We start from the raw sequence: 20,645 nt of genomic DNA, 5'->3' as shown, positions 1-20,645 counted from the left end.
TCCACTTTTATTTACATTTGTAGTATGCACAAAACTAAGCAAATCTCTAGCGTTCAAAATTCCCTGGTAAAGAAAATACTGCTTTTAAAGGAAAAGTCTAGAGAGCGAAAAAAATCGGGTTTATTTATTATTGAAGGCCACCGAGAAATACAACTAGCACTCAAAGGAGGTTATGAAATTGAAACGGTACTATTTCATCCGGAATTAATGAGCGAAGCGGAAACCTCCACACTTTTTGCGAACGGTTCATCCGCAGTAGATTTTATTGAAATAACAAAAGAAGTTTACCAAAAGCTTGCCTATAGACAAACTACGGAAGGTATTTTAGCAATTGCCAAAAGTCAATCTTCCTTATTGACCGACTTACAACTACCCAATAAAAACCCATTGATTCTTGTTGCCGAAGCTCCAGAAAAACCGGGAAACATAGGCGCTTTATTACGTACTGCAGATGCCGCAAATCTTGACGCCGTAATCATTGCCAATCCAAGAACAGACCTTTACAATCCTAATATTATACGTTCTAGTGTAGGTTGCGTTTTTACGAATAAAATAGCCACAGGAAGCACTTCCGAAGTTATTGAGTTCCTCAAAAACAAAAATACAAACATTTATTGCGCAGCATTATCAGCATCCGAAAATTATGTTGAAACCAATTTTAAATCCGCATCGGCAATCGTTGTTGGAACCGAGGCAGACGGACTCACTAAAGAGTGGCTCAATAGCTCAAAACAAAACGTAATCATTCCCATGCAAGGAGAGATAGATTCCATGAACGTATCGGTCTCGGCCGCTATTCTTATCTTTGAAGCAAAAAGGCAGCGGGATTTTAAATAGCCCCTGCTGTATTTTTTATCCAGACCAACCCCAATTCACCTAAAAACAAAAAGTAAATGAGCACATTGTTCTATATCATCATTACTATTCTCGTGCTACAGTTTATTCTAGAGACCGTTCTTGATCGCCTGAACGCCCAACGCTACAATGACCCTGTTCCAGAAGAACTAAACGATGTTTTTGACCAAGCTGAATACAAGAAATCTCAGAAGTACAAAAAGACCAATTACAATTTTGGACTTATAACATCTAGCTTTTCATTTATATTGACTTTAGGTTTCCTGATTTTTGGAGGCTTTGAGTGGGTAGACCAAATGGTACGTAGTGTAACAACAGAACCTATTCCCATGGCCCTTATGTTCTTTGGTATCATTATGATAGGAAGCGATATTGTAACCCTTCCCCTCTCTTACTACTCTACTTTTGTAATAGAGGAAAAATTTGGTTTTAACAAAACTACCAAAAGCACCTTCTTTTTGGACAAAATAAAAGGGTGGCTCATGATGGCCGTTGTTGGCGGAGCTATATTGTCTTTGATTATTTGGTTCTTTCAGTTGACAGGCTCATATTTTTGGATTTACGCTTGGGGGCTAGTAGCCGTATTCACCATCTTCATGAACCTATTCTACAGTAAAATTATTGTTCCATTATTCAATAAGCAAACCCCATTAGAAGAGGGAAGTTTAAAAACCAAAATAGAGACTTTTGCTAAAAATGTTGGCTTTGAGCTTAACAACATATTTGTTATTGACGGCTCCAAACGATCCACAAAAGCCAATGCCTATTTCTCAGGATTTGGCAAAGAAAAAAGAGTTACGCTATACGACACCCTAATCAACGATTTAGAGGAGGAGGAGATTGTTGCTGTTTTAGCCCATGAAGTGGGGCATTACAAGAAAAAACATATCATTTTCAACTTAATTGCTTCGGTAATGTTAACAGGCGTTACCCTATTCGTGCTGTCCCTGTTTGTTAACAATCCAGCTGTATCCGCAGCCATAGGAGTGTCCCAACCCAGTTTTCATGCGGCACTAATCGGTTTTGCAATTCTATATAGTCCTATTTCAGAAATCACCGGTTTGATTATGAACCATTTTTCAAGAAAATTTGAATATCAGGCAGATGATTATGCCAAAGACACCTATGCGGCGCTACCGTTAATCACCTCGCTCAAAAAACTATCAAAAAATAGCTTGAGCAATCTGACGCCTCATCCTGCATTTGTATTTATGCACTATTCCCACCCTACACTTCTTGACCGAATTCAGAATCTAAAGCGTTAAAACTGACATCGACATTTAAAATTAGTACCACTTTAGTCAGAGGCTTAAAAGAGGAATAATTTTTGTTGTACGACTGCTAAGATTGTGCTATTTTTATTTGAATATGACGCAGGAAGCTATAGAGAAAGAAAACAAAGAGATTGCCAAGCAATATAAAGAATTGCTACGCATTAGCTATCAACATCTATCCGATGATGACAAAACGCTGATACGCTCTGCATTTGAGATTGCGGTAGACGCCCATAAAAACCAACGTAGAAAATCTGGTGAAGCCTACATTTTTCACCCCATAGCGGTAGCTAAAATTGTAGCTTCGGAAATTGGCCTTGATGCTACATCCATTGCCTCTGCCCTTCTTCACGATGTCGTAGAAGATACGGAGTACACCTTGGATGATATTGAGCGTATGTTTGGGGAAACCGTGGCCCGTATTGTTGATGGTCTCACGAAGATAGCGCACCTTAAAAAGGACATGAGCACCTCACAGCAAGCGGAAAACTTCCGTAAAATGCTACTCACCTTACATGATGATGTTAGGGTTATTATAATTAAGATCGCAGACCGTTTTCACAACATGCTTACTATGGATGCCATGCCAGAGCACAAGCAGGTACAAATGGCTTCTGAAACTCTATATATCTATGCTCCATTAGCCCACCGTATTGGACTTTACAATATAAAGACCGAATTAGAAGACCTTAGTTTAAAATATACGGAACCTCATGTATACAATGGTATTAAGGATAAGATTGAGGAGTCCAAAGAGGAGCAGCAAGCCTATATTGACGCCTTTTCGGGGGTAATAGACAAATCACTAAAAGAAGAGGGTTTAAACTATTACATCAAAGGCAGGATGAAGTCAATTTTCTCCATCCGGAAAAAGATGAAGGCTCAAAACGTGACTTTTGATGAGATCTATGACAAATTTGCCATTCGTATTATTTATAAATCCGACCGGCAGAACGAAAAATTCCTAGCATGGAAAATTTACTCCATTGTAACGGATAATTTCACCCCTAACCCTGTACGGCTCAGAGATTGGATATCATCACCAAAATCTACGGGTTACGAAGCTTTGCACATTACTGTCATGGGACCAAAAGGCAGATGGGTAGAGGTTCAGATACGCAGTGAACGTATGCACGAAATTGCGGAAAAAGGATATGCGGCCCACTTTAAATACAAACATGGGGACCAAAAAGAACAAGGTATAGAAGTATGGTTAAACCGTTTGCAAGAAGCACTTGAAAACGCCAATACCAACGCGGTAGATTTTGTTGAGGAATTTAAACTGAACCTTTATGCTAAAGAAATTTTTGTCTTTACCCCAAAAGGGGAGTTAAAATCGTTACCCAAAGGTGCCACCCCTCTAGATTTTGCATTCAACATTCATACAGAAGTAGGTATGCGTACCCGAGGCTCCAAAGTAAATGGAAAACTCGTTCCTCTCAACACCACCCTACACAGCGGTGATCAGGTAGAGATAATTACCTCTGATCAAGCAAGGCCTAACCAAAATTGGTTGGATTACGCCACAACGGCAAGGGCCAGAGCAAAAATAAAATCTTCGCTAAGAGAAGAGAAAAAGTCGGTTGCGGAAGAAGGCAAAGAAATTTTACGCAGAAAATTAAAATCTCAGAAAGTTGCGCTTAATGAAGATTCCATTAATAAAATGGTGACCTTTTTTAAGCTAAAGACCAGTCTAGACCTCTTTTACAGAGTAGGCATTGGATCTATTGACAACCAGATGCTAAAAGAATTTTCCTCATCTTATTCCAATGCATTCATCAGTTTCTTCAAAAACAAAATGCGAAGAAACCCCAACCCTCTTGAGGTTCAGAAAGAAGAGATTACCACCAAATATGATGTACTTGTATTTGGAAAAGAAGAGGAAAAACTTGAGTATAAACTTTCTCAATGTTGCAACCCTATTCCCGGAGATGAAGTATTTGGATTTGTTAGTGTAAATGAAGGTATTAAGGTTCATAAGAAAAACTGCCCTAATGCCATACAATTACAATCTAACTATGCCTACCGTATTATTAGTGCTAAATGGATCGATTCCAGTCAGGAAGAATTCTTATCTGAGATTCGATTAACCGGAATAGACAACTTAGGTCTGGTAAGTGAGATTACGGAAGTTATATCCGATAATATGCACGTTAACATCAGAAACCTCAATTTCAGTACTGATGGCGGGACTTTTAAAGGCACCATTACCGTAGTAGTCAAAAATAATGGCATTCTAAAAAAGCTGATGGCAAATCTCAAGAAAATTAACGGAATAGATAAAGTCTCAAGAATTTAGAATTGTAATTAAAATATAACCGTACCTTTGCGGATTGACGAATATAACCCTAGTTATGGCAGCCAACAAAAATCAAGAAATAGTAAAAAATGTTTTCACCACTTTTTTAGAAGAAAATGGGCATAGAAAAACACCCGAACGCTATGCCATACTTCAAGAAATTTATGATAGCGAAGAGCATTTTGACATAGAGTCGCTATACATAAACATGAAGAATAAAAATTACAGGGTAAGTCGTGCTACGCTCTACAATACTATTGAACTTTTACTAGAGTGCAAATTGGTTCGCAAGCATCAGTTTGGCAAGAACCAGGCACAGTACGAGAAATCTTATTTTGATCGCCAACATGATCACGTTATCCTAACGGATACCGGTGAAGTTGTAGAATTTTGCGATCCTCGTATTCAATCAATTAAGAAAACCATTGAGGAAGTTTTTGATATAAAAATCAATACACACTCCCTTTATTTTTATGGTACTCGAAATAAAAACGAAAACACGAACAGCTAACCAAAATTTTAGATGGCAGTAGATTTATTGTTAGGATTACAGTGGGGAGACGAAGGAAAAGGAAAAATCGTTGACGTACTTACGACGGATTACGACATTATTGCAAGATTCCAGGGAGGTCCAAACGCAGGGCACACATTAGAGTTTGATGGTATTAAACACGTTTTACACACAATTCCTTCAGGCATTTTCCACAAAAACGCTTTAAATATTGTAGGTAACGGGGTAGTTATAGACCCTGTAATTTTCAAAAAAGAGTTAGACGCATTAAAAAAGTTCAATTTAGATATTAATTCAAAATTGTTCATTTCAAGAAAAGCGCACCTCATATTGCCAACCCACCGTTTATTGGATGCTGCTTCCGAAGCATCTAAGGGGAAAGCTAAAATTGGTTCTACCCTAAAGGGAATAGGACCAACATACATGGACAAAACAGGCCGTAACGGTATGCGTATCGGTGATCTTGAGATGTCTGACTGGAAAGAACAATATCGCAACTTGGCAAACAAGCACGAGGCTATGATTGCCTACCATAATGTAGATATACAGTATGATTTAGCTGAACTGGAAAAAGATTTCTTTGAGTCCATAGCCGAACTTAAAAAATTGAAGTTTATTGACAGTGAGGAATACTTGTACCAAGCTCAAAAAAGCGGCAAGAAAATTTTGGCCGAAGGCGCACAGGGCTCATTATTAGATATTGATTTTGGAACATATCCTTTTGTAACTTCCAGTAATACTACCGCCGCAGGTGCCTGTACCGGTCTTGGGGTTGCTCCAAATCAAATAGGTGAGGTAAAAGGTATCTTTAAAGCCTATACTACAAGAGTGGGTAGCGGTCCTTTTCCAACAGAACTTTTTGATGAAGATGGCGAAACTATGGCTCGCGTAGGTAATGAGTTCGGTGCTACTACAGGACGTCCTAGAAGATGTGGCTGGTTAGATTTGGTTGCTCTAAAATATGCGGTTATCATTAACGGTGTAACCGAATTGATGATGATGAAAGCCGATGTTCTAAGTGGATTTGAAACCTTAAAAATCTGTACGGCTTACAATTATAAAGGCGATAAAATAGAACACCTTCCTTTTAACATCGAAGCTGAAAACGTAACCCCTATTTACTCAGAAATGAAAGGCTGGAAAGAGGACCTTACTAAAATGAGTAGCGCAGATCAGTTGCCACAAGCATTACAGGACTATATAGATTTCTTGGAAAAAGAACTAGAAGTGCCTATTAAAATAGTTTCTGTAGGGCCAGACCGTACACAGACTATATACAGATAACCAAAGGTTAAAAAGAACTTCGGAACGTAAATTCCGATATGTAGTTTAGGATAGTGAGGAACAATACAGATTTCAGTGCGGTTTGTAATCGTCCTAAATCTATCCTAAACTACATTGCTTCCTTTAAAAAAAAGCTATTTTTGGTCAAAATTCAGATAGCATTGAATCTACTCCGTATTTTTTCGTTTTTCCTTGGCATGACTCTTATTGGCCATGCTCAAGAAGAAAAGACTTCCCCAAATGATACTACACAGAGTAAACAGATCAATATTGTTTACGGGGCCAACTTTACTAAAAATGAAGAACAATTTCCCGGAGCTTCAATCTTTAGTAAGGACGATAGACAGGTTCAATTTGAACATCAAGGCGCAGACCTTTGGTGCGATATTGCCATTTACTACCAAAAAGAAAATAGGCTACGAGCTTTAGGAAACGTTCGCCTTCAGCAAGGTGATTCTATAGAAATGACCAGTGGTAAAATCAATTATGATGGGGAAACAAGGCTGGCCAAGGCTTTTGAAGACGTACTTTTAGAAACCGATCAGCAGAGTGGTAAAATGACGCTAAGAACGGACACTCTCTATTTTGATCGTGAAAAACAAGAATCATATTACAATAGTTCAGGTACCATCATAGACTCTACCAATACACTTACCAGCGAAATTGGTCGATATTTTATGGAATTGGACAAGTATCAGTTTCTAGACAGTGTTCATATAGACAATCCGCAGTACATACTAGATTCCGAACAACTAGATTACTATACCTCCTCCAAGAACGCGTACATGTATGGCCCTTCTACAATTACTGGTGAGACATACAAAATTTATTGCGAGCGTGGTTTCTACGATACTAAAGTTGAAAGCGGATACGGTATAAAAAATACGCGCATTGACTACAACAACCGTATTATAGAAGGTGATAGTGTGTACTTTAACAAAGCCTCTGAATTTGCTTCTGCCACTAATAATATTACAGTTACAGATACCGTAAATAACGGAATTATCCGTGCGCATTATGCCGAAGTATTTAAGGCAAAAGATTCTGTATTTGCTACAAAACGAGCCGTTTCCATTAGCCTGGTAGAACAGGATTCTCTTTACATGCACGGTGACACCTTAATGATTACCGGAAAACCTGAAAACAGGGTGCTACGTGCCTTTAGAAATGCAAAATTCTATAAAACCGATTTGAGCGGAAAATGCGATTCCATTCATTCTTCTGAAAAAACCGGAATCACCCAATTAATACGCAATCCGGTTTTATGGAACGGTGACAATCAAATGACCGGAGACAGCATCCATTTGATATCCAACTTGGAAACAGAAAAATTAGATTCGCTCAAAGTATTGGAAAACGCTTTTATTATCTCGTTAGATAGTATAAGTATGACGGGTTATAACCAAGCCAAAGGCAAAGACCTATTTGGTAAATTTGTAGATAACGAGCTTAAATACATAGACCTGGTTAAGAATACCGAGGTTATTTATTATATGTATAATGATGATGACGAGCTTATAGGTATAGATAAGACCATTTGTAGTAAGATAAATATAGTAATGGCCAATAACGATGTTGAAGACCTTACTTTCTTTATTGAGCCCGATGGCGATATTTTTCCTGAAACAGAACTCCCTGTTGAAAGCCGAAAATTAAAAGGATTTATATGGCGAGGCGATGAACGTATTGCTACCAAAGAAGATATTTTTGACGATGACGATAACAATATTGTCTTACCCATCATTAGAGGTATAGAAAATCCTATTGATATTGATGCCGAGGAAGCAGAACGCTCCGGAAACTCAAATGATCCCGTCAATAATATCCCCCCTACCAACAACAAAGCCCCCAAGCCCATACTTAGGCCTAAGCTTAAAAAAGTGACATCAAGTCCTGTTCAATGAAACAAGATTTTCTAAAATATCAAGCGCAAACTTCACCACACCCACTGGCTTTAGAAGTTTCGCATGCCAAAGGCAGTTATATATATGACTCCCAAGGTAACGCACATTTAGACTTTGTGGCTGGCGTCTCCGCATGTAGTTTGGGGCATTGTCACCCCAAAGTGATTGCCGCTGTTCAAAAACAGGCCGAAACCTACATGCATGTTATGGTGTACGGGGAGTATGTTCAGGAACCTGCCGTAGCCTATACAAAACTGCTTGCATCGGTTTTACCTAGTTCTTTGGAAACAACATATATGGTCAACAGCGGAACAGAAGCCGTTGAAGGTGCCATAAAACTGGCAAGGAGAGCTACGGGGAGAAGCCAATTGCTGGCAATGAGGCATGCCTACCATGGTAACACCATGGGTAGTTTGAGCCTTATGGGCTTTGAAGAACGAAAAAGTGCCTTTAGACCACTTATTCCAGATGTAGGTTTTATTGAATTCAACAATGAAGAGGATTTAAATAAAATAACCAAAAAGACAGCAGGTATAATTATCGAGACCATACAAGGCGGTGCCGGTTTTATTGAACCTACAAACGGGTATTTAATAAAAGTACGTCAGCGCTGTAACGAAACAGGCACTTTGTTAATTTTAGATGAGATTCAACCTGGTTTTGGTCGAACCGGAAGATTGTTCGCTTTTGAGCATTATGACTGTGTTCCTGACATTTTAGTAACAGGAAAAGGAATGGCTTCCGGCCTACCCGTAGGTGCATTTACGGCTTCTAACAAATTGATGTCCACCTTACAGGATAGCCCTAAACTGGGCCATATTACCACTTTTGGCGGAAATCCGGTTATAGCGGCGGCCTGTCTGGCCACGTTAAAGGAAATTACCGAAACAGAACTCATTAAGGAAACACTAGAAAAGGAGACCCTTGTTAGAAATCTCCTCAAACACCGACTAATTAAAGAAATTAGGGGAAAAGGTCTTATGCTAGCTTTAATACTAGAAAATGCCGAGATAGCCAATCATTTAATCCTTACTTGTGCTAAGAAAGGTTTAATTCTATTTTGGTTACTTTTTGAGCCCACTGCGGTTCGGATTTCTCCGCCATTGACCATTTCTACAGATGAAATTGAAAGCGGTTGTGGCATAATACTTGAAGTTTTAGAAGGTTACAAGCAATAACCTGTTAACTAATTTGTTAATAATATAGGTGTAATCAAGTTTAAAAGAGTACTTCAAAAGGTTACTTTTAATAACATAGTTTAACCAAAACGTTCCTATGGCGTTAGAATCCAACGAAAGGCCAAACAGGCCGATTGCCAAATTTGAATCGATGCTTAAAACCGACGACATCTATTTCTTTGATGCCGAGGATTTTGAAGATATCATACATCATTATTTGAACAATGGTAAAATAGCGCTAGCGAAAAAAGCAATTAAAATTGGTCTACAGCAACATCCAGATTCCACGGAACTGAAGTTGTTGAATATTGAAGTGCTGGTTTTTGAAAACCAGTTGGATATTGCCGAGCAACATCTAGATGAGCTTCAGATATTAGATGCCACCAATGAGGAAATCTTTATTCAGCGGGCAAATATTTATTCAAAAAAAGACAACCACGAGGCGGCCGTAGCCCTGTTAAACCAAGCTTTGGATTTAGCAGAAAACAGCTTTGACATTCATTCTTTATTAGGAATGGAATATCTTTTTATGGACGATTTTAAATTGGCCAAAGAAAGCTTTATGCGTTGTGTTTCTTTTGACGAACAAGACTATTCCTCATTATACAATGTCATTTACTGCTTTGAATTCTTAGAAGATCACGAAGGGGCAATTGTATATCTTAACGATTATCTAGAGCGAAATCCGTATTGCGAAGTGGCATGGCACCAGCTGGGTAAGCAGTACATGTACAAGAAAATGTATACGGAAGCACTTGCCGCATATGACTTTGCCATAATATCGGACGACACCTTCATTGGGGCCTATTTTGAAAAAGGTAAAGTTCTTGAGAAAATGGGCAAATACAATGAGGCCATTGAGAATTATGAGGCTACCATAAAAATGGAAGACCCTACTTCTCACGCTTATTTACGAATTGGTAAATGCCATGAAAAGCTACAGAATGACGATATGGCCAAGTATTATTACTACCATACGGTTCACGAAGACCCTTTATTGGATAAAGGCTGGTTAGCAATTACCGATTTTTATTACCGTAGAGAAAATTACACTAAGGCACTTTACTACGTAAACAAAGCTCTAAATATAGATGGTGAAAACCCACTCTACTGGAAAAAATGCGCATACATAAATGCAGCCTTGAAAAAATATGATCAAGCCGACTTTGCTTTTAAACAAGCCGTAGACTTGGGTAATTATGAATTAAAGACTTGGCTTAATTGGGCAGATGTTGTTCTCAACAATGAAGATGCTACCAGTGCTCTACAAATTTTAGCGCAAGGCCAAGAGTTCTACCCTGAAAACGCAGAACTTAAATACAAAATTGCCGGTTTTCATTTAGCCAACAATGATATTATCAACGGGCGCATTAGTTTAATGGATGCCTTAAAACTTGATTTACAAAAACTACCACTTTTCTTTGAAGAATTCCCGCAATACACCAAATCTGACTGGGTATTGAAGGCTGTAGAAAAAGCCGAAAAGTCTTCAAAATAAACAACTAATTAACAAGCCCTTATGATTTTTATAGTATAAAATTATAAGGGCTTGTTCCATTTTTTCCTACGTTCAAATTTTAAAAGCTATTTTTGCTTTTCAACGAACAAATCACATGGAAAAAAGAAACTTTTTAGACTATACCTTTATTACCCTAAAAGGAATGGCTATGGGCGCTGCAGATGTTGTACCGGGAGTCTCAGGAGGAACAATTGCTTTTATTTCTGGAATTTACGAAGAGCTTATCACCTCAATAAACAACGTAGACCTTTCCCTCTTTAAAGAACTTAAAGAAAACGGACTAAAATCTGCATGGACCAAACTGAACGGTAATTTTCTCATGGCCCTATTTTTAGGTATTGGTATAAGTGTGCTCTCTTTAGCAAAACTTGTGAGTTGGTTGTTAGAAAATAAACCTATTCTAATATGGTCCTTCTTTTTTGGTCTAGTTATAGCAAGTATACTGCTTGTAGGTAAAGAGGTTCAAAAATGGAATGCAAAAACTATAATCGCTTTAATTGTAGGTGCAGCAATAGCATATTACATTACTATTTTACCACCTTCGGAAAGTGCGGACAGCCTACCCTACCTCTTCCTTTCAGGAGCATTAGCCATCTGCGCTATGATTCTTCCTGGAATTTCGGGAGCGTTTATTTTAGTTTTGCTAGGATCTTATAAAACTATAATAGATGCGGTACATAATCTTGATTTTAAGGTTATAGGCGTTGTTGGTGTAGGTGCTATTTTTGGCCTTTTAAGTTTTGCTAAGCTTTTAAAGTGGATGTTCAATAACCAAAAAAACCTGACCCTTGCCTTATTGACCGGGTTTATAGTTGGTTCTTTAAATAAAATATGGCCTTGGAAAAGAGTTTTGGAAACAAAGACCATTGGAGAAAAAATTATCACCATAGACGAAAATGTGAGTCCGTTTAACTTTGAAGGAGATAATCAACTTATGGTAGCTATCATAGCCGCACTGGCCGGTTTCTTGGTTATATTTATTCTTGAAAGAACTGCTTCAAAAAAATAAGTCCCCCGTGCATGTATAACACCAGAACATTTACTGACAAATTCTTTTTGGTCATAAAAGGTCTGTGCATGGGTGCTGCAAACAAAGTCCCCGGTGTTTCAGGTGGTATAGTCGCTTTTGTAGGCGGGTTCTATGAAGAGTTTATTTACTCCCTTCAAAAAGTAAATGGAAAAGCCTTCAAACTACTATTAAACGGAAGGTTTAAAAGCTTTTTTAGATATATAAACGGTACATTTTTATCGCTTCTTATTTTTGGAATGCTTGTAAGCTATTTCAGCGTTTCCAAACTGCTTGATTATTTTTTGGCACAAAAAGAGCTTTTTGTATGGTCTGCTTTTTTTGGGATGATTTTGGGTTCCATTTATTATATTTCAAAAGACTTTGAACACTGGAACAGAAAAACAATAATAGCTGGTATAGTTGGGCTTATTGTAGGAATTTCCATAAGTTTCCTAAACCCGGCAAAAGAAAATGATAATCTATTTTTCATTTTTGCCTGTGGTATCATTAGCGTATCCGGTATGACTTTACCTGGTCTTTCGGGCTCATTTATCCTTATACTTCTAGGCAATTATGTATTGCTCTTGGTAGATTCCGTAAACGCACTTTATGATACTTTTGCTGAACTTCTGAAAGGAGATTATAGTTTTACGAGTAACCCGGAACGACTGGACACTTTAACTATTCTAGCAGTTTTCACAGCAGGTTCAGCCACAGGCTTAGTAAGCCTTTCTCATTTATTGACCTATGTTTTAAAACACTTTAAACACATTACCACCGCCGTTATTATTGGGTTTATAACCGGTTCTTTAGGTGTAGTTTGGCCATGGAAACGTACTATTTTTAAAATGGATGCTTCCGGAGAAATGATTCTTGATAGTAATGGAAAACAAATTATTAGTAACTATGAGCGTTTTTTTCCTGACTTAGGGAGTTCTGAAACCTGGTGGGCGCTCTTTTTTGTTGCTGTAGGAATTGCCATTTTGTTAGTATTGGACTGGTATGGCAAAGTTAGAAAAGATACAGAGGCTACAGTATAAAAGGCTTCGCATTTATCTCAAAACAGAAAAATGAAAAAAGTAAGATTCGGATTAATAGGAAAAGATATTTCATATTCATTCTCTCGTGGGTATTTCACGGAGAAATTTTCTAATATGGGTCTAGATGACCATTCTTATGAGAACTTCGACTTTCAAGCTATTGAAGAAATTACAGACGTGCTAAAAGACAACAAGGATATTTATGGTATGAATGTTACCATACCCTACAAACAACAAGTAATGCCATTTTTAGACGAACTCGATCAGGAAGCTGAAAAAATAGGAGCCGTGAATACCATCCAATTTACGGAAAACGGCTTAAAAGGCTTTAATACGGATGCTTATGGATTTAAGAATGCCATGTTGCCTTTTTTAAAACCTCACCACACCAAAGCATTAATATTGGGTACCGGTGGTGCTTCCAAAGCCGTAGCATATGTTTTAGGTGAGCTTGGTATTTCCTATACTTTCGTCTCGAGAAGTCCTGGTAATAATAAAATAAGCTATGATCAAGTTACTAAAGACGTATTAAAAGATCATACAATTTTAGTGAACTGTACTCCTCTTGGTACTCACCCAAATATTGAGGAGCGTCCTTCCCTACCCTACGATTTTCTTAGTGATCAACATTTTCTATTCGACCTTATCTACAATCCTGAAAAAACTGCCTTTTTAAGAGCAGGAGAGTCCAAAGGAGCCCAAATCTGTAACGGTTTACGAATGTTAGAACTTCAAGCAGACCGTTCATGGCAGATTTGGCAAGAAAGTTAATCCGGTCTTCCTTCTTTCGTTTCACATCTAATCAACTTACTAAAAGACAGTTACAATTTCATTGGCTTTTACAAGGTCTGCGGAGAAATCCACATTTTTGCTAAAAGCTAAAATACCCCTATACCTTTTGTTGTTAGAGTGGTTGTTAGTATCTTACCCTTGCATTTTGCAAAATCAATATCTTAGAAATGATGGAAGATAAGGAACGGGAACTACAACATAACGTAGGGGAAGAAAACAAAGAAGAAATCATCGAAAATACGGAGAATTCCACTAGTACGGAGGCTTCTCAAACGGTGGCTACTCCTGAAAAAGAACTATCCGGAACACCCGAGGATGAAGGCTCTTACAACGAAGCACAAACAACGGTAACTCCCGAAGTTGAGCAACCTTCAGCTTCCGAAAAAGAATCTCCGTCCGAATCTATTAAAGAAGAAACTGCTACTGCTGCTCCTAAAAAAGAAGAGAAAACGGAGGAAAAAGAAGATGTTCTTGACGAAATTGACGAGAACAATGCTGAAGATGCAGAAGATACGGACAACAAAGAACGCCATACTATTCCACTTTTGGATTACCATTCCATGTCTATGGAAAATTTGGTAGGTGAACTTCAAAAATTGGTTCGTAATGAAAAAGTGCAGGCCATAAAGAAACATGTAGATGGCATTAAATCTGAATTTGACCTAAAATTTCAAGAATTCATTGAAGGGAAAAAGGAAGATTTTATAAATGGAGGAGGTAATGAAATTGACTTTAGATACAATTCAGTAACTAAAAGACAATTCAACGAGGTTTATGGTGATTATCGTGAGAAACGCAATCAATACTATAAATCCCTCGAAAAAAACCTCAAAGAAAATCTTAACAGACGCCTTGAGATCATTGAAGAACTAAAAGGTCTTGTCAATGTTGATGAGGACATGAACACCACTTACAAAGCGTTCAAGGAACTTCAGGAAAACTGGCGTAATGCTGGCCCCATACCAAGGACCGAGTACAACAATGTATGGCGTACCTATCAACATCACATTGAAATCTTTTATGATTTTCTACACCTGAACCGAGAGTTACGGGACCTTGATTTTAAACATAATTTAGAAGAAAAGGAGAAATTAGTGATACAGGCGGAAACCCTAGCCAAAGAGCCAGACCTGACCATTGCTTTTAGAGATTTACAGACCTTGCATAAAATCTGGAAAGAGGATATTGGTCCTGTAGGTCAAGAACATCGTGAGGAAATATGGGAGCGTTTTAGTAATGCCACAAAGGTCTTGCACCAGAGAAGGCAAGACCATTACAAAGAGCTTGATGCACAATACGAGCAGAATCTGGTTAAAAAGAATGAAATAATAGCTACTATTGAAGCTATGTCCCAAAATGTTGCTACCAGCCACAAAGCGCTACAGCAACAAATCAAAAAACTGGAAGAACGTAGAAATGCTTTTTTCGAAGCTGGTAAAGTCCCTAGAAGTCAAAATGAAAAAACCTGGGATGCTTTCAAAACGGCCGTTCGTAATTTCAATAGGAGCAAAAATGCCTATTACAAGAACCTAAAGAAGGAACAACAAGAAAACCTAGACAAAAAAAGAGCATTACTTGACCGTGCCGTTGCGCTAAAAGATAGCGAAGAGTATGACAGGGTTACCCCAGAAATGAAACGCATTCAGAATGAATGGAAGCAAATTGGACACGTACCTAGAAAATACTCAGATAAGATATGGAAGGAGTTCAAAACCGCTTGCAACCATTATTTTGACCGTCTACATGCCCTAAAAAATGAAGGGCTTAAAGAAGAGCAAGAAAACTTTGAGAAGAAAAGTGCCTGTCTTGAAAAAGTGTCCGCTTTTAAACTGTCCGGCAAGCGAGACGAAGACCTTAAAGCTATAAAAGCGTTTATTGCGGAGTGGAAATCATATGGTAGAGTTCCTTTTAAGAAAAAGAACATAGACCAAAAGTTCAATAAAATTCTAGACGGAATTTTCAAGAAATTGGATATTGACCGTCAAGAGTCGGAATTGTTGAAATATGGAAATAAAATTCAGGAATTGGCAAATGCCGATAACGAACGAGCTATACAAAACGAGCGTAGTTTCATCCGTAAGAAAATAGAGGAAAGTAAAGGTGAGATTCGTCAATTAGAAACAAACCTTCAGTTCTTCTCCAACGCTTCCGAAGATAACCCTTTAGTTCGTGATGTAATTAAACGCGTAGACGCGCATAAAGAAACTTTAGAGACCTGGAAAGCGAAGCTAAAGAAACTCAACATCTTAAAAAATGATTTAAACAGGGCTAACGATGCTGAGGAAGAAACAGCAGAAGGAAGCGAAGAAGAGTAAGATGTAGCTTTAATGCAGCTAATATATTTGAATGGTATGGGGAGTAATACCCCATTAAATGGTCTGTATCCTCTGAAATAGTAGTTCTTTCTGGGATTTACTCAATGGAATAACCTTTCTATTGATAACTAAATGGTCATCAGCAATTGTATCAAGCTTAGAGATGTTCACTATAAACGATCGGTGTACGCGAACAAAATTGGCTTTCGGCAGTCGTTCTTGCATTATTTTCAGGGTTTGGCTCAATACAAAACGTTTCGTTTGGGTCACCACAGTGCAGTAATTCCGGTTCGCTTCAATATAAAGCATATCATCTAGCAGCAGTTTTTCCATTTTACCATTATAGCGAATAAATACGCGATCCTCAAGAACTTCTAGATCAGGTAGCGATGCTGTTTGGACATTCTCCTTCACTAGCTGGTCAGCTACCAATTCTATAGTCCGCTCTAGATTTAATTTATTGAAGGGCTTTGTTATAAAGGCCTTGGGTTTGGTTTCCTTGGCCGCAGAAAATGTGGCTTCATCTGTATTGGCCGTAAGATAGATAACGGGAATATCACTATGCTTATGAATTTCCATTGCCGTTTGAATACCGTTCAAAGGTCCTTTTAAATTAATATCAAGCAATAAAATATCAGGTGCATTCTCTTTGGTTTGCATTAAAGCTTCCTCTCCCCTTGTTACGATGCCAGTAACTTCATATCCCAAACTCTCTAATTGCAATGAGATATTGGCAGCTATAATCATGTCATCTTCCACTATAAGTATTCGGGTCTTGTTCTTCATATTCACGCCGCTTTGCCAGGTTCAAATTGAATGGATACTGCTGTTCCCGGATTTATTTTAAGTATCATTTTGCCATCCAATTGTTTTGTAAGCAACTCTACCAATTGTGTGCCAAATCCTGTGCCTTGGGTATTTGTATCTAGTTGTTTCCCTATACCGTTATCCATAACCTCTAACTTTAGTTTCCCTTTTTCTTCTACCAGGCTTATTCTAATCTTCCCTTTTCTTCCTTTTGGAAAAGCATATTTTAGTGAATTCGTAAACAGTTCGTTTACAATAAGTCCAATGGGAATAGCCAAATCAACATCTAACTCTAGATTTTCCATTTCAACCTCTAAACGCACATTTTCATTGGCTCCAAAAGCATCAATAATATATTCGCCCAACTGCTTAAAATAGCCCTTCATTTCAACCGCTGCCAAATTCTTGCCGGTATACAGCTTTTGATGGATCATACCCATACTCTGAACCCTATGTTGGCTTTCCCTCATGGTGGAAAGCATACCGGCATCCTTTATTCGTGCAGATTGTAGCGATAGTAAACTAGATACAATTTCCAAGTTGTTCTTAACCCTATGATGTATTTCCTTTAGCAAAAATTCCTTCTCCTTATTTTGCTTTTCGAGCATTTTGTTTGCCTTTAATTTATTCTGAATTGCCTTGTAGGAAATTAACAGAAGTAAAAGTAACAGTCCGGCAATAACAATAATCAGGTTTTGTGTGGTACGCTGTTTTGAAATGAGGGCTTCTTGTGAGCGAATCTTTCCCTCTTTACCGGCTACGTCAAATTCTGTTCTTAACAATGATGTTCTATTGTCTGCCTCGGCCGTAAAAACAGCAGCCTTATATGTATCGTACTTAGCAAGTGCGGTATAAGCTTCTTTATACTGATGGTTTCCCGCATGCGCCTTGCCCAAAGCCTCATACGCCTGACTCAAAAAGAATGCATCGCCAAAATCATCTGTAGCTATGGTAATGGATTTTTCAAGACAGTCAATGGCAGAGGTATACTTCCCCTGCAGGTTCTTCACCTTACCAATGGAGAGCCAACTTCGCATCGTTAGAAAATTATTATCTAGCAACTCCGCATATTTCAAGGCATTGGAACCAGCTTCTTCAGCTTTTTCAAATTCGTTGAGATAAGCATATGTATCCAACATAACCATATAGGCATCGCTCAGGTTATTGTAAAAACCATAACGCTCGCCAATAGCAATAGAATGCCGAAGGTAGTTTAAGGCCTCTTCATGCCTGCCCAATGACAAGTAGTTATTTCCAACGACAAAAAGCGTAAAATCATAATCTAAATCATTAATACGGCGCTCTTCATATAGCAACAATGATTTGAGTCCGTATTCTAGACCCGTTTCAAACTTTGACTGTTTCCAAAAGAGATTACTTAAATCGCTATATGCCATTGCAATTGCCCGATTATCGTTCAATTTTTCACCTACTCGTAAGGCTTCAAGGGCATAGTCTGCGGCTTTGCCTAATTTCCCCCTACGCTCGTATACATACCCTAATTGGGTATTTAAATGCGCTAAATCCTTTTCCATAACCTTACACTTTGCACTTTCCAGCACTTTTTCGGCTTGGTCAAGCTTTTCCTTTCGGAGTAAAATTGCGGCTTCGGTTATCTGAAAACGGCCTTCCCACAGCGTGTCATTACTTGTTTTGGTCAATGCCAAGCCTACTTTAGTAAACTCCATCGCTTTGGTCAAGTTTCTAGTGTGCCAATAATAAGCAAGATCATTAAGCATGGAGAACTTAACGGAATCCGGTCTTGCCAAAGGATAAGATTTCTCTAGGAAATCTAAGTAAGAAGCTCCGAAATTATCCGTTTCTACAAATATTTTTTTATAGGATTTGCCATCGTACAACTCCGTAATTTGAGCAAAGAGCGGCGTACAATTCAGGATAAAAAAAGAAAAGAAAAAAACGGAGTAGAATATTTTTTTTTCCATGGTTGGTTGTGTTTCTCACCAGGGGAAAAAATGAGGATGTTTAAATATACAACAATCCTACAATATTTACTTCGGTAAAATTATTTGGCTATTCGGACAGTAATTAGAGTACTTCGTCCTTTTTCACAAACCTTGCGTATTAGAAATCAATAGCTTCATTCAAAATTATATGCAAAGTTCCTCCTGCTAAATTAATAACCTTCATATGTAGGGTAGCTATGAAAGCTTTAGGACTTTTATTCTCATTTCTTATCATTATACCGCTGTCTTGCAAAGACAATGGCACCACTCATGATCCTACCGCACAAGAGCAACAACTCACTGCTAATTTCAAAAACTTCATAGAAATAGCATGGAACGAAAAAAACATGGATACTCTAAAATCCACCATTGCAAATAATTATACCTGTAATCACAACGGTATCCGAATAGCCAATAACCAAAGTGAAAAGCAGGCCTTTATGACCCTCTATTTTACAGGCTTTCCGGATGCCAAAATCATCACTGAAACCATTACGATCAAGGATAGACAACTATTCACCCAATGGACATTCACCGGCACAAATACCGGAACATTTAGTGAAATACCTGCTACGGGCAAAAAAATTAAAATAAACGGCTACGCTACTATCCTATTTAATAACCAGGGTAAAATAGCACAAGAAGACATCTATTATAATGAGCTGGAGTTTCTTCAGCAGTTAGGCTACACCTTAAATCAACCTATACTTGAATGACAACTAAAATTAAACCCAATAAACATTAAACCACTTTAATAATCAAACCTTTACAAAATGAAAAAAACAATTGTAATTCTCGTAATGATGACTTCGCTCATCACTCTGGCCCAAAAGAAAAATGGAACCGTTTATTCTGAACACCCATCTATTGATGTCCTTGCAACTTTTACAGAGGCCTTTGCCAGTGGAGACACTGTTAAATTAGCCAGTTTATTGACCGATGATTTTAAATCTTATAATGGGGTGTCTACAGATTCTAATATAAAAGGAACAGAAAAGGCACGCTATTTAAAAAGTGCTTACCGCTGGTACGATGAACTTGACTACTTCTCTATAAGTGATTTCCCTGGTGCTTACCCTGATGCCATTGAGTACAAAAAGGACAATGAAAACGGTGAAATATGGGTGCAAACTTGGGAACTGATAAAAGGAGTTCATAAGAAAACCGGTGTGAAATTCACTTCCCCCGTTCACGGCCTGTACCTGCTTACCAAAGACCTAAAAATAAAAACAGAAATCATCTATATGAACGAAGGCATTTTTGAGGAAATGTATAAAAGTTTATCAGATCGTACCAATGGTACCATCTACAACCACCATGATAATATCAATACCGTCCGAAAGGCTGTGTATGCCTTTGAAAATGGGGATTTGGACAAGGCTATCGACTATTATAGTGAAGATGCCCGATTCTATAATATTAACGATGACTTGAACGCTCCAATTACTAGAGATGCCGTAAAGGCAGTCAGGCAAGAATTTTTAGACAATTTTGAAATAAAAAGTATAGATATGATCGGTTACCCTGATTATCTGGAATATGAAATGGACAATGGCAGATCGGTTCTATCCTGGTGGAATTTTCACCTGATTAGAAAGTCGGATAAAAAAGAAATAGAGCTTGCCATGCACATTAACGATGATTTTGATGAAGAAGGAAAAATCATATCAGAAATAATTTATTTCAACCGCACTTTATTAGAAAAGTAATACTGCTGAGCTTATCCCGAACAACTATAAACTCAAAACGATTGTGTCTCGTCACTAATGGTTTGAATTAGCTACTTACCAAAACTGACCGACTTTAGAAAGGCCCGGAATTCATTTCTGGGTCTTTTTTTTATACCGAAAAAGTCCGATTTCCAAATAATTGATAACATCTGATTTTAGGATGG

Annotated in this window: 16 protein-coding genes; 14 read left to right on the top strand and 2 right to left on the bottom strand. The window is 38.0% G+C overall.

The window, feature by feature from the left end; genetic code table 11:
• Nucleotides 1-24 precede the first annotated feature (24 nt).
• The 12 genes from P0077_RS15920 (at nucleotide 25) to P0077_RS15865 (ending at nucleotide 15,980) form a co-directional block, all read left to right on the top strand.
• Complete coding sequence (locus tag P0077_RS15920; protein WP_276166200.1) at nucleotides 25-837, top strand: TrmH family RNA methyltransferase; 813 nt, start codon at nucleotides 25-27, stop codon at nucleotides 835-837.
• A 56-nt stretch (nucleotides 838-893) separates the two neighbouring features.
• Entirely contained in the window at nucleotides 894-2,120 is a 1,227-nt protein-coding gene (locus P0077_RS15915; RefSeq protein ID WP_276166199.1) for a M48 family metallopeptidase, read from the top strand.
• A gap of 103 nt (nucleotides 2,121-2,223) precedes the next feature.
• On the top strand, nucleotides 2,224-4,428 hold the full coding sequence (locus P0077_RS15910; RefSeq protein ID WP_276166198.1) for a RelA/SpoT family protein: 2,205 nt from the start codon (nucleotides 2,224-2,226) through the stop codon (nucleotides 4,426-4,428).
• Between the two features lie 55 nt (nucleotides 4,429-4,483).
• A complete protein-coding gene (locus P0077_RS15905) occupies nucleotides 4,484-4,939 on the top strand; it encodes a Fur family transcriptional regulator (RefSeq protein WP_276166197.1) in 456 nt (151 codons plus the stop codon).
• A 12-nt stretch (nucleotides 4,940-4,951) separates the two neighbouring features.
• Nucleotides 4,952-6,223, top strand: a complete 1,272-nt coding sequence (locus P0077_RS15900) for an adenylosuccinate synthase (RefSeq protein ID WP_276166196.1) — start codon at nucleotides 4,952-4,954, stop codon at nucleotides 6,221-6,223.
• A 197-nt stretch (nucleotides 6,224-6,420) separates the two neighbouring features.
• The gene (locus tag P0077_RS15895; protein WP_276169215.1) at nucleotides 6,421-8,127 is read left to right on the top strand and encodes an OstA-like protein; all 1,707 of its coding nucleotides are present in this window, start codon (nucleotides 6,421-6,423) and stop codon (nucleotides 8,125-8,127) included.
• Nucleotides 8,124-9,305, top strand: coding sequence for an aspartate aminotransferase family protein (locus tag P0077_RS15890; RefSeq protein WP_276166195.1), 1,182 nt, complete (start codon nucleotides 8,124-8,126; stop codon nucleotides 9,303-9,305). The genes P0077_RS15895 and P0077_RS15890 overlap by 4 nt, the downstream gene beginning before the upstream one ends.
• 97 nt (nucleotides 9,306-9,402) lie before the next feature.
• The gene (locus P0077_RS15885) at nucleotides 9,403-10,803 is read left to right on the top strand and encodes a tetratricopeptide repeat protein (RefSeq protein ID WP_276166194.1); all 1,401 of its coding nucleotides are present in this window, start codon (nucleotides 9,403-9,405) and stop codon (nucleotides 10,801-10,803) included.
• A 115-nt stretch (nucleotides 10,804-10,918) separates the two neighbouring features.
• Nucleotides 10,919-11,833 (top strand): polyprenyl-phosphate transporter, encoded by a 915-nt coding sequence (locus P0077_RS15880; RefSeq protein WP_276166193.1) that lies wholly within the window; start codon nucleotides 10,919-10,921, stop codon nucleotides 11,831-11,833.
• 11 nt (nucleotides 11,834-11,844) lie between these two features.
• The gene (locus P0077_RS15875; RefSeq protein ID WP_276166192.1) at nucleotides 11,845-12,873 is read left to right on the top strand and encodes a DUF368 domain-containing protein; all 1,029 of its coding nucleotides are present in this window, start codon (nucleotides 11,845-11,847) and stop codon (nucleotides 12,871-12,873) included.
• Nucleotides 12,874-12,903: 30 nt separating this feature from the next.
• Nucleotides 12,904-13,644, top strand: coding sequence for a shikimate dehydrogenase family protein (locus P0077_RS15870; RefSeq protein ID WP_276166191.1), 741 nt, complete (start codon nucleotides 12,904-12,906; stop codon nucleotides 13,642-13,644).
• 191 nt (nucleotides 13,645-13,835) lie between these two features.
• Nucleotides 13,836-15,980: a DUF349 domain-containing protein gene (locus P0077_RS15865; protein WP_432422809.1), complete on the top strand. Its 2,145-nt coding sequence runs from the start codon at nucleotides 13,836-13,838 to the stop codon at nucleotides 15,978-15,980.
• Nucleotides 15,981-16,034: 54 nt separating this feature from the next.
• Here the strand turns inward: P0077_RS15865 and P0077_RS15860 are convergent, their stop codons facing one another.
• Nucleotides 16,035-16,766, bottom strand: a complete 732-nt coding sequence (locus tag P0077_RS15860; RefSeq protein WP_276166189.1) for a response regulator — start codon at nucleotides 16,764-16,766, stop codon at nucleotides 16,035-16,037.
• 2 nt (nucleotides 16,767-16,768) lie between these two features.
• The gene (locus P0077_RS15855) at nucleotides 16,769-18,730 is read right to left on the bottom strand and encodes a sensor histidine kinase (RefSeq protein WP_276166188.1); all 1,962 of its coding nucleotides are present in this window, start codon (nucleotides 18,728-18,730) and stop codon (nucleotides 16,769-16,771) included.
• A gap of 218 nt (nucleotides 18,731-18,948) precedes the next feature.
• Between P0077_RS15855 and P0077_RS15850 the strand changes: the two genes are divergently transcribed.
• Entirely contained in the window at nucleotides 18,949-19,467 is a 519-nt protein-coding gene (locus P0077_RS15850) for an ester cyclase (RefSeq protein ID WP_276166187.1), read from the top strand.
• A gap of 57 nt (nucleotides 19,468-19,524) precedes the next feature.
• Nucleotides 19,525-20,460: a nuclear transport factor 2-like protein gene (locus tag P0077_RS15845; protein ID WP_276166186.1), complete on the top strand. Its 936-nt coding sequence runs from the start codon at nucleotides 19,525-19,527 to the stop codon at nucleotides 20,458-20,460.
• Nucleotides 20,461-20,645: the final 185 nt, after the last annotated feature.

It is taken from the genome of Zobellia alginiliquefaciens, assembly GCF_029323795.1.
Lineage (GTDB): Bacteria > Bacteroidota > Bacteroidia > Flavobacteriales > Flavobacteriaceae > Zobellia > Zobellia alginiliquefaciens.
Note: the sequence above shows the minus strand (reverse complement) of the source record. Positions and strands in the feature narration are given on the sequence as shown.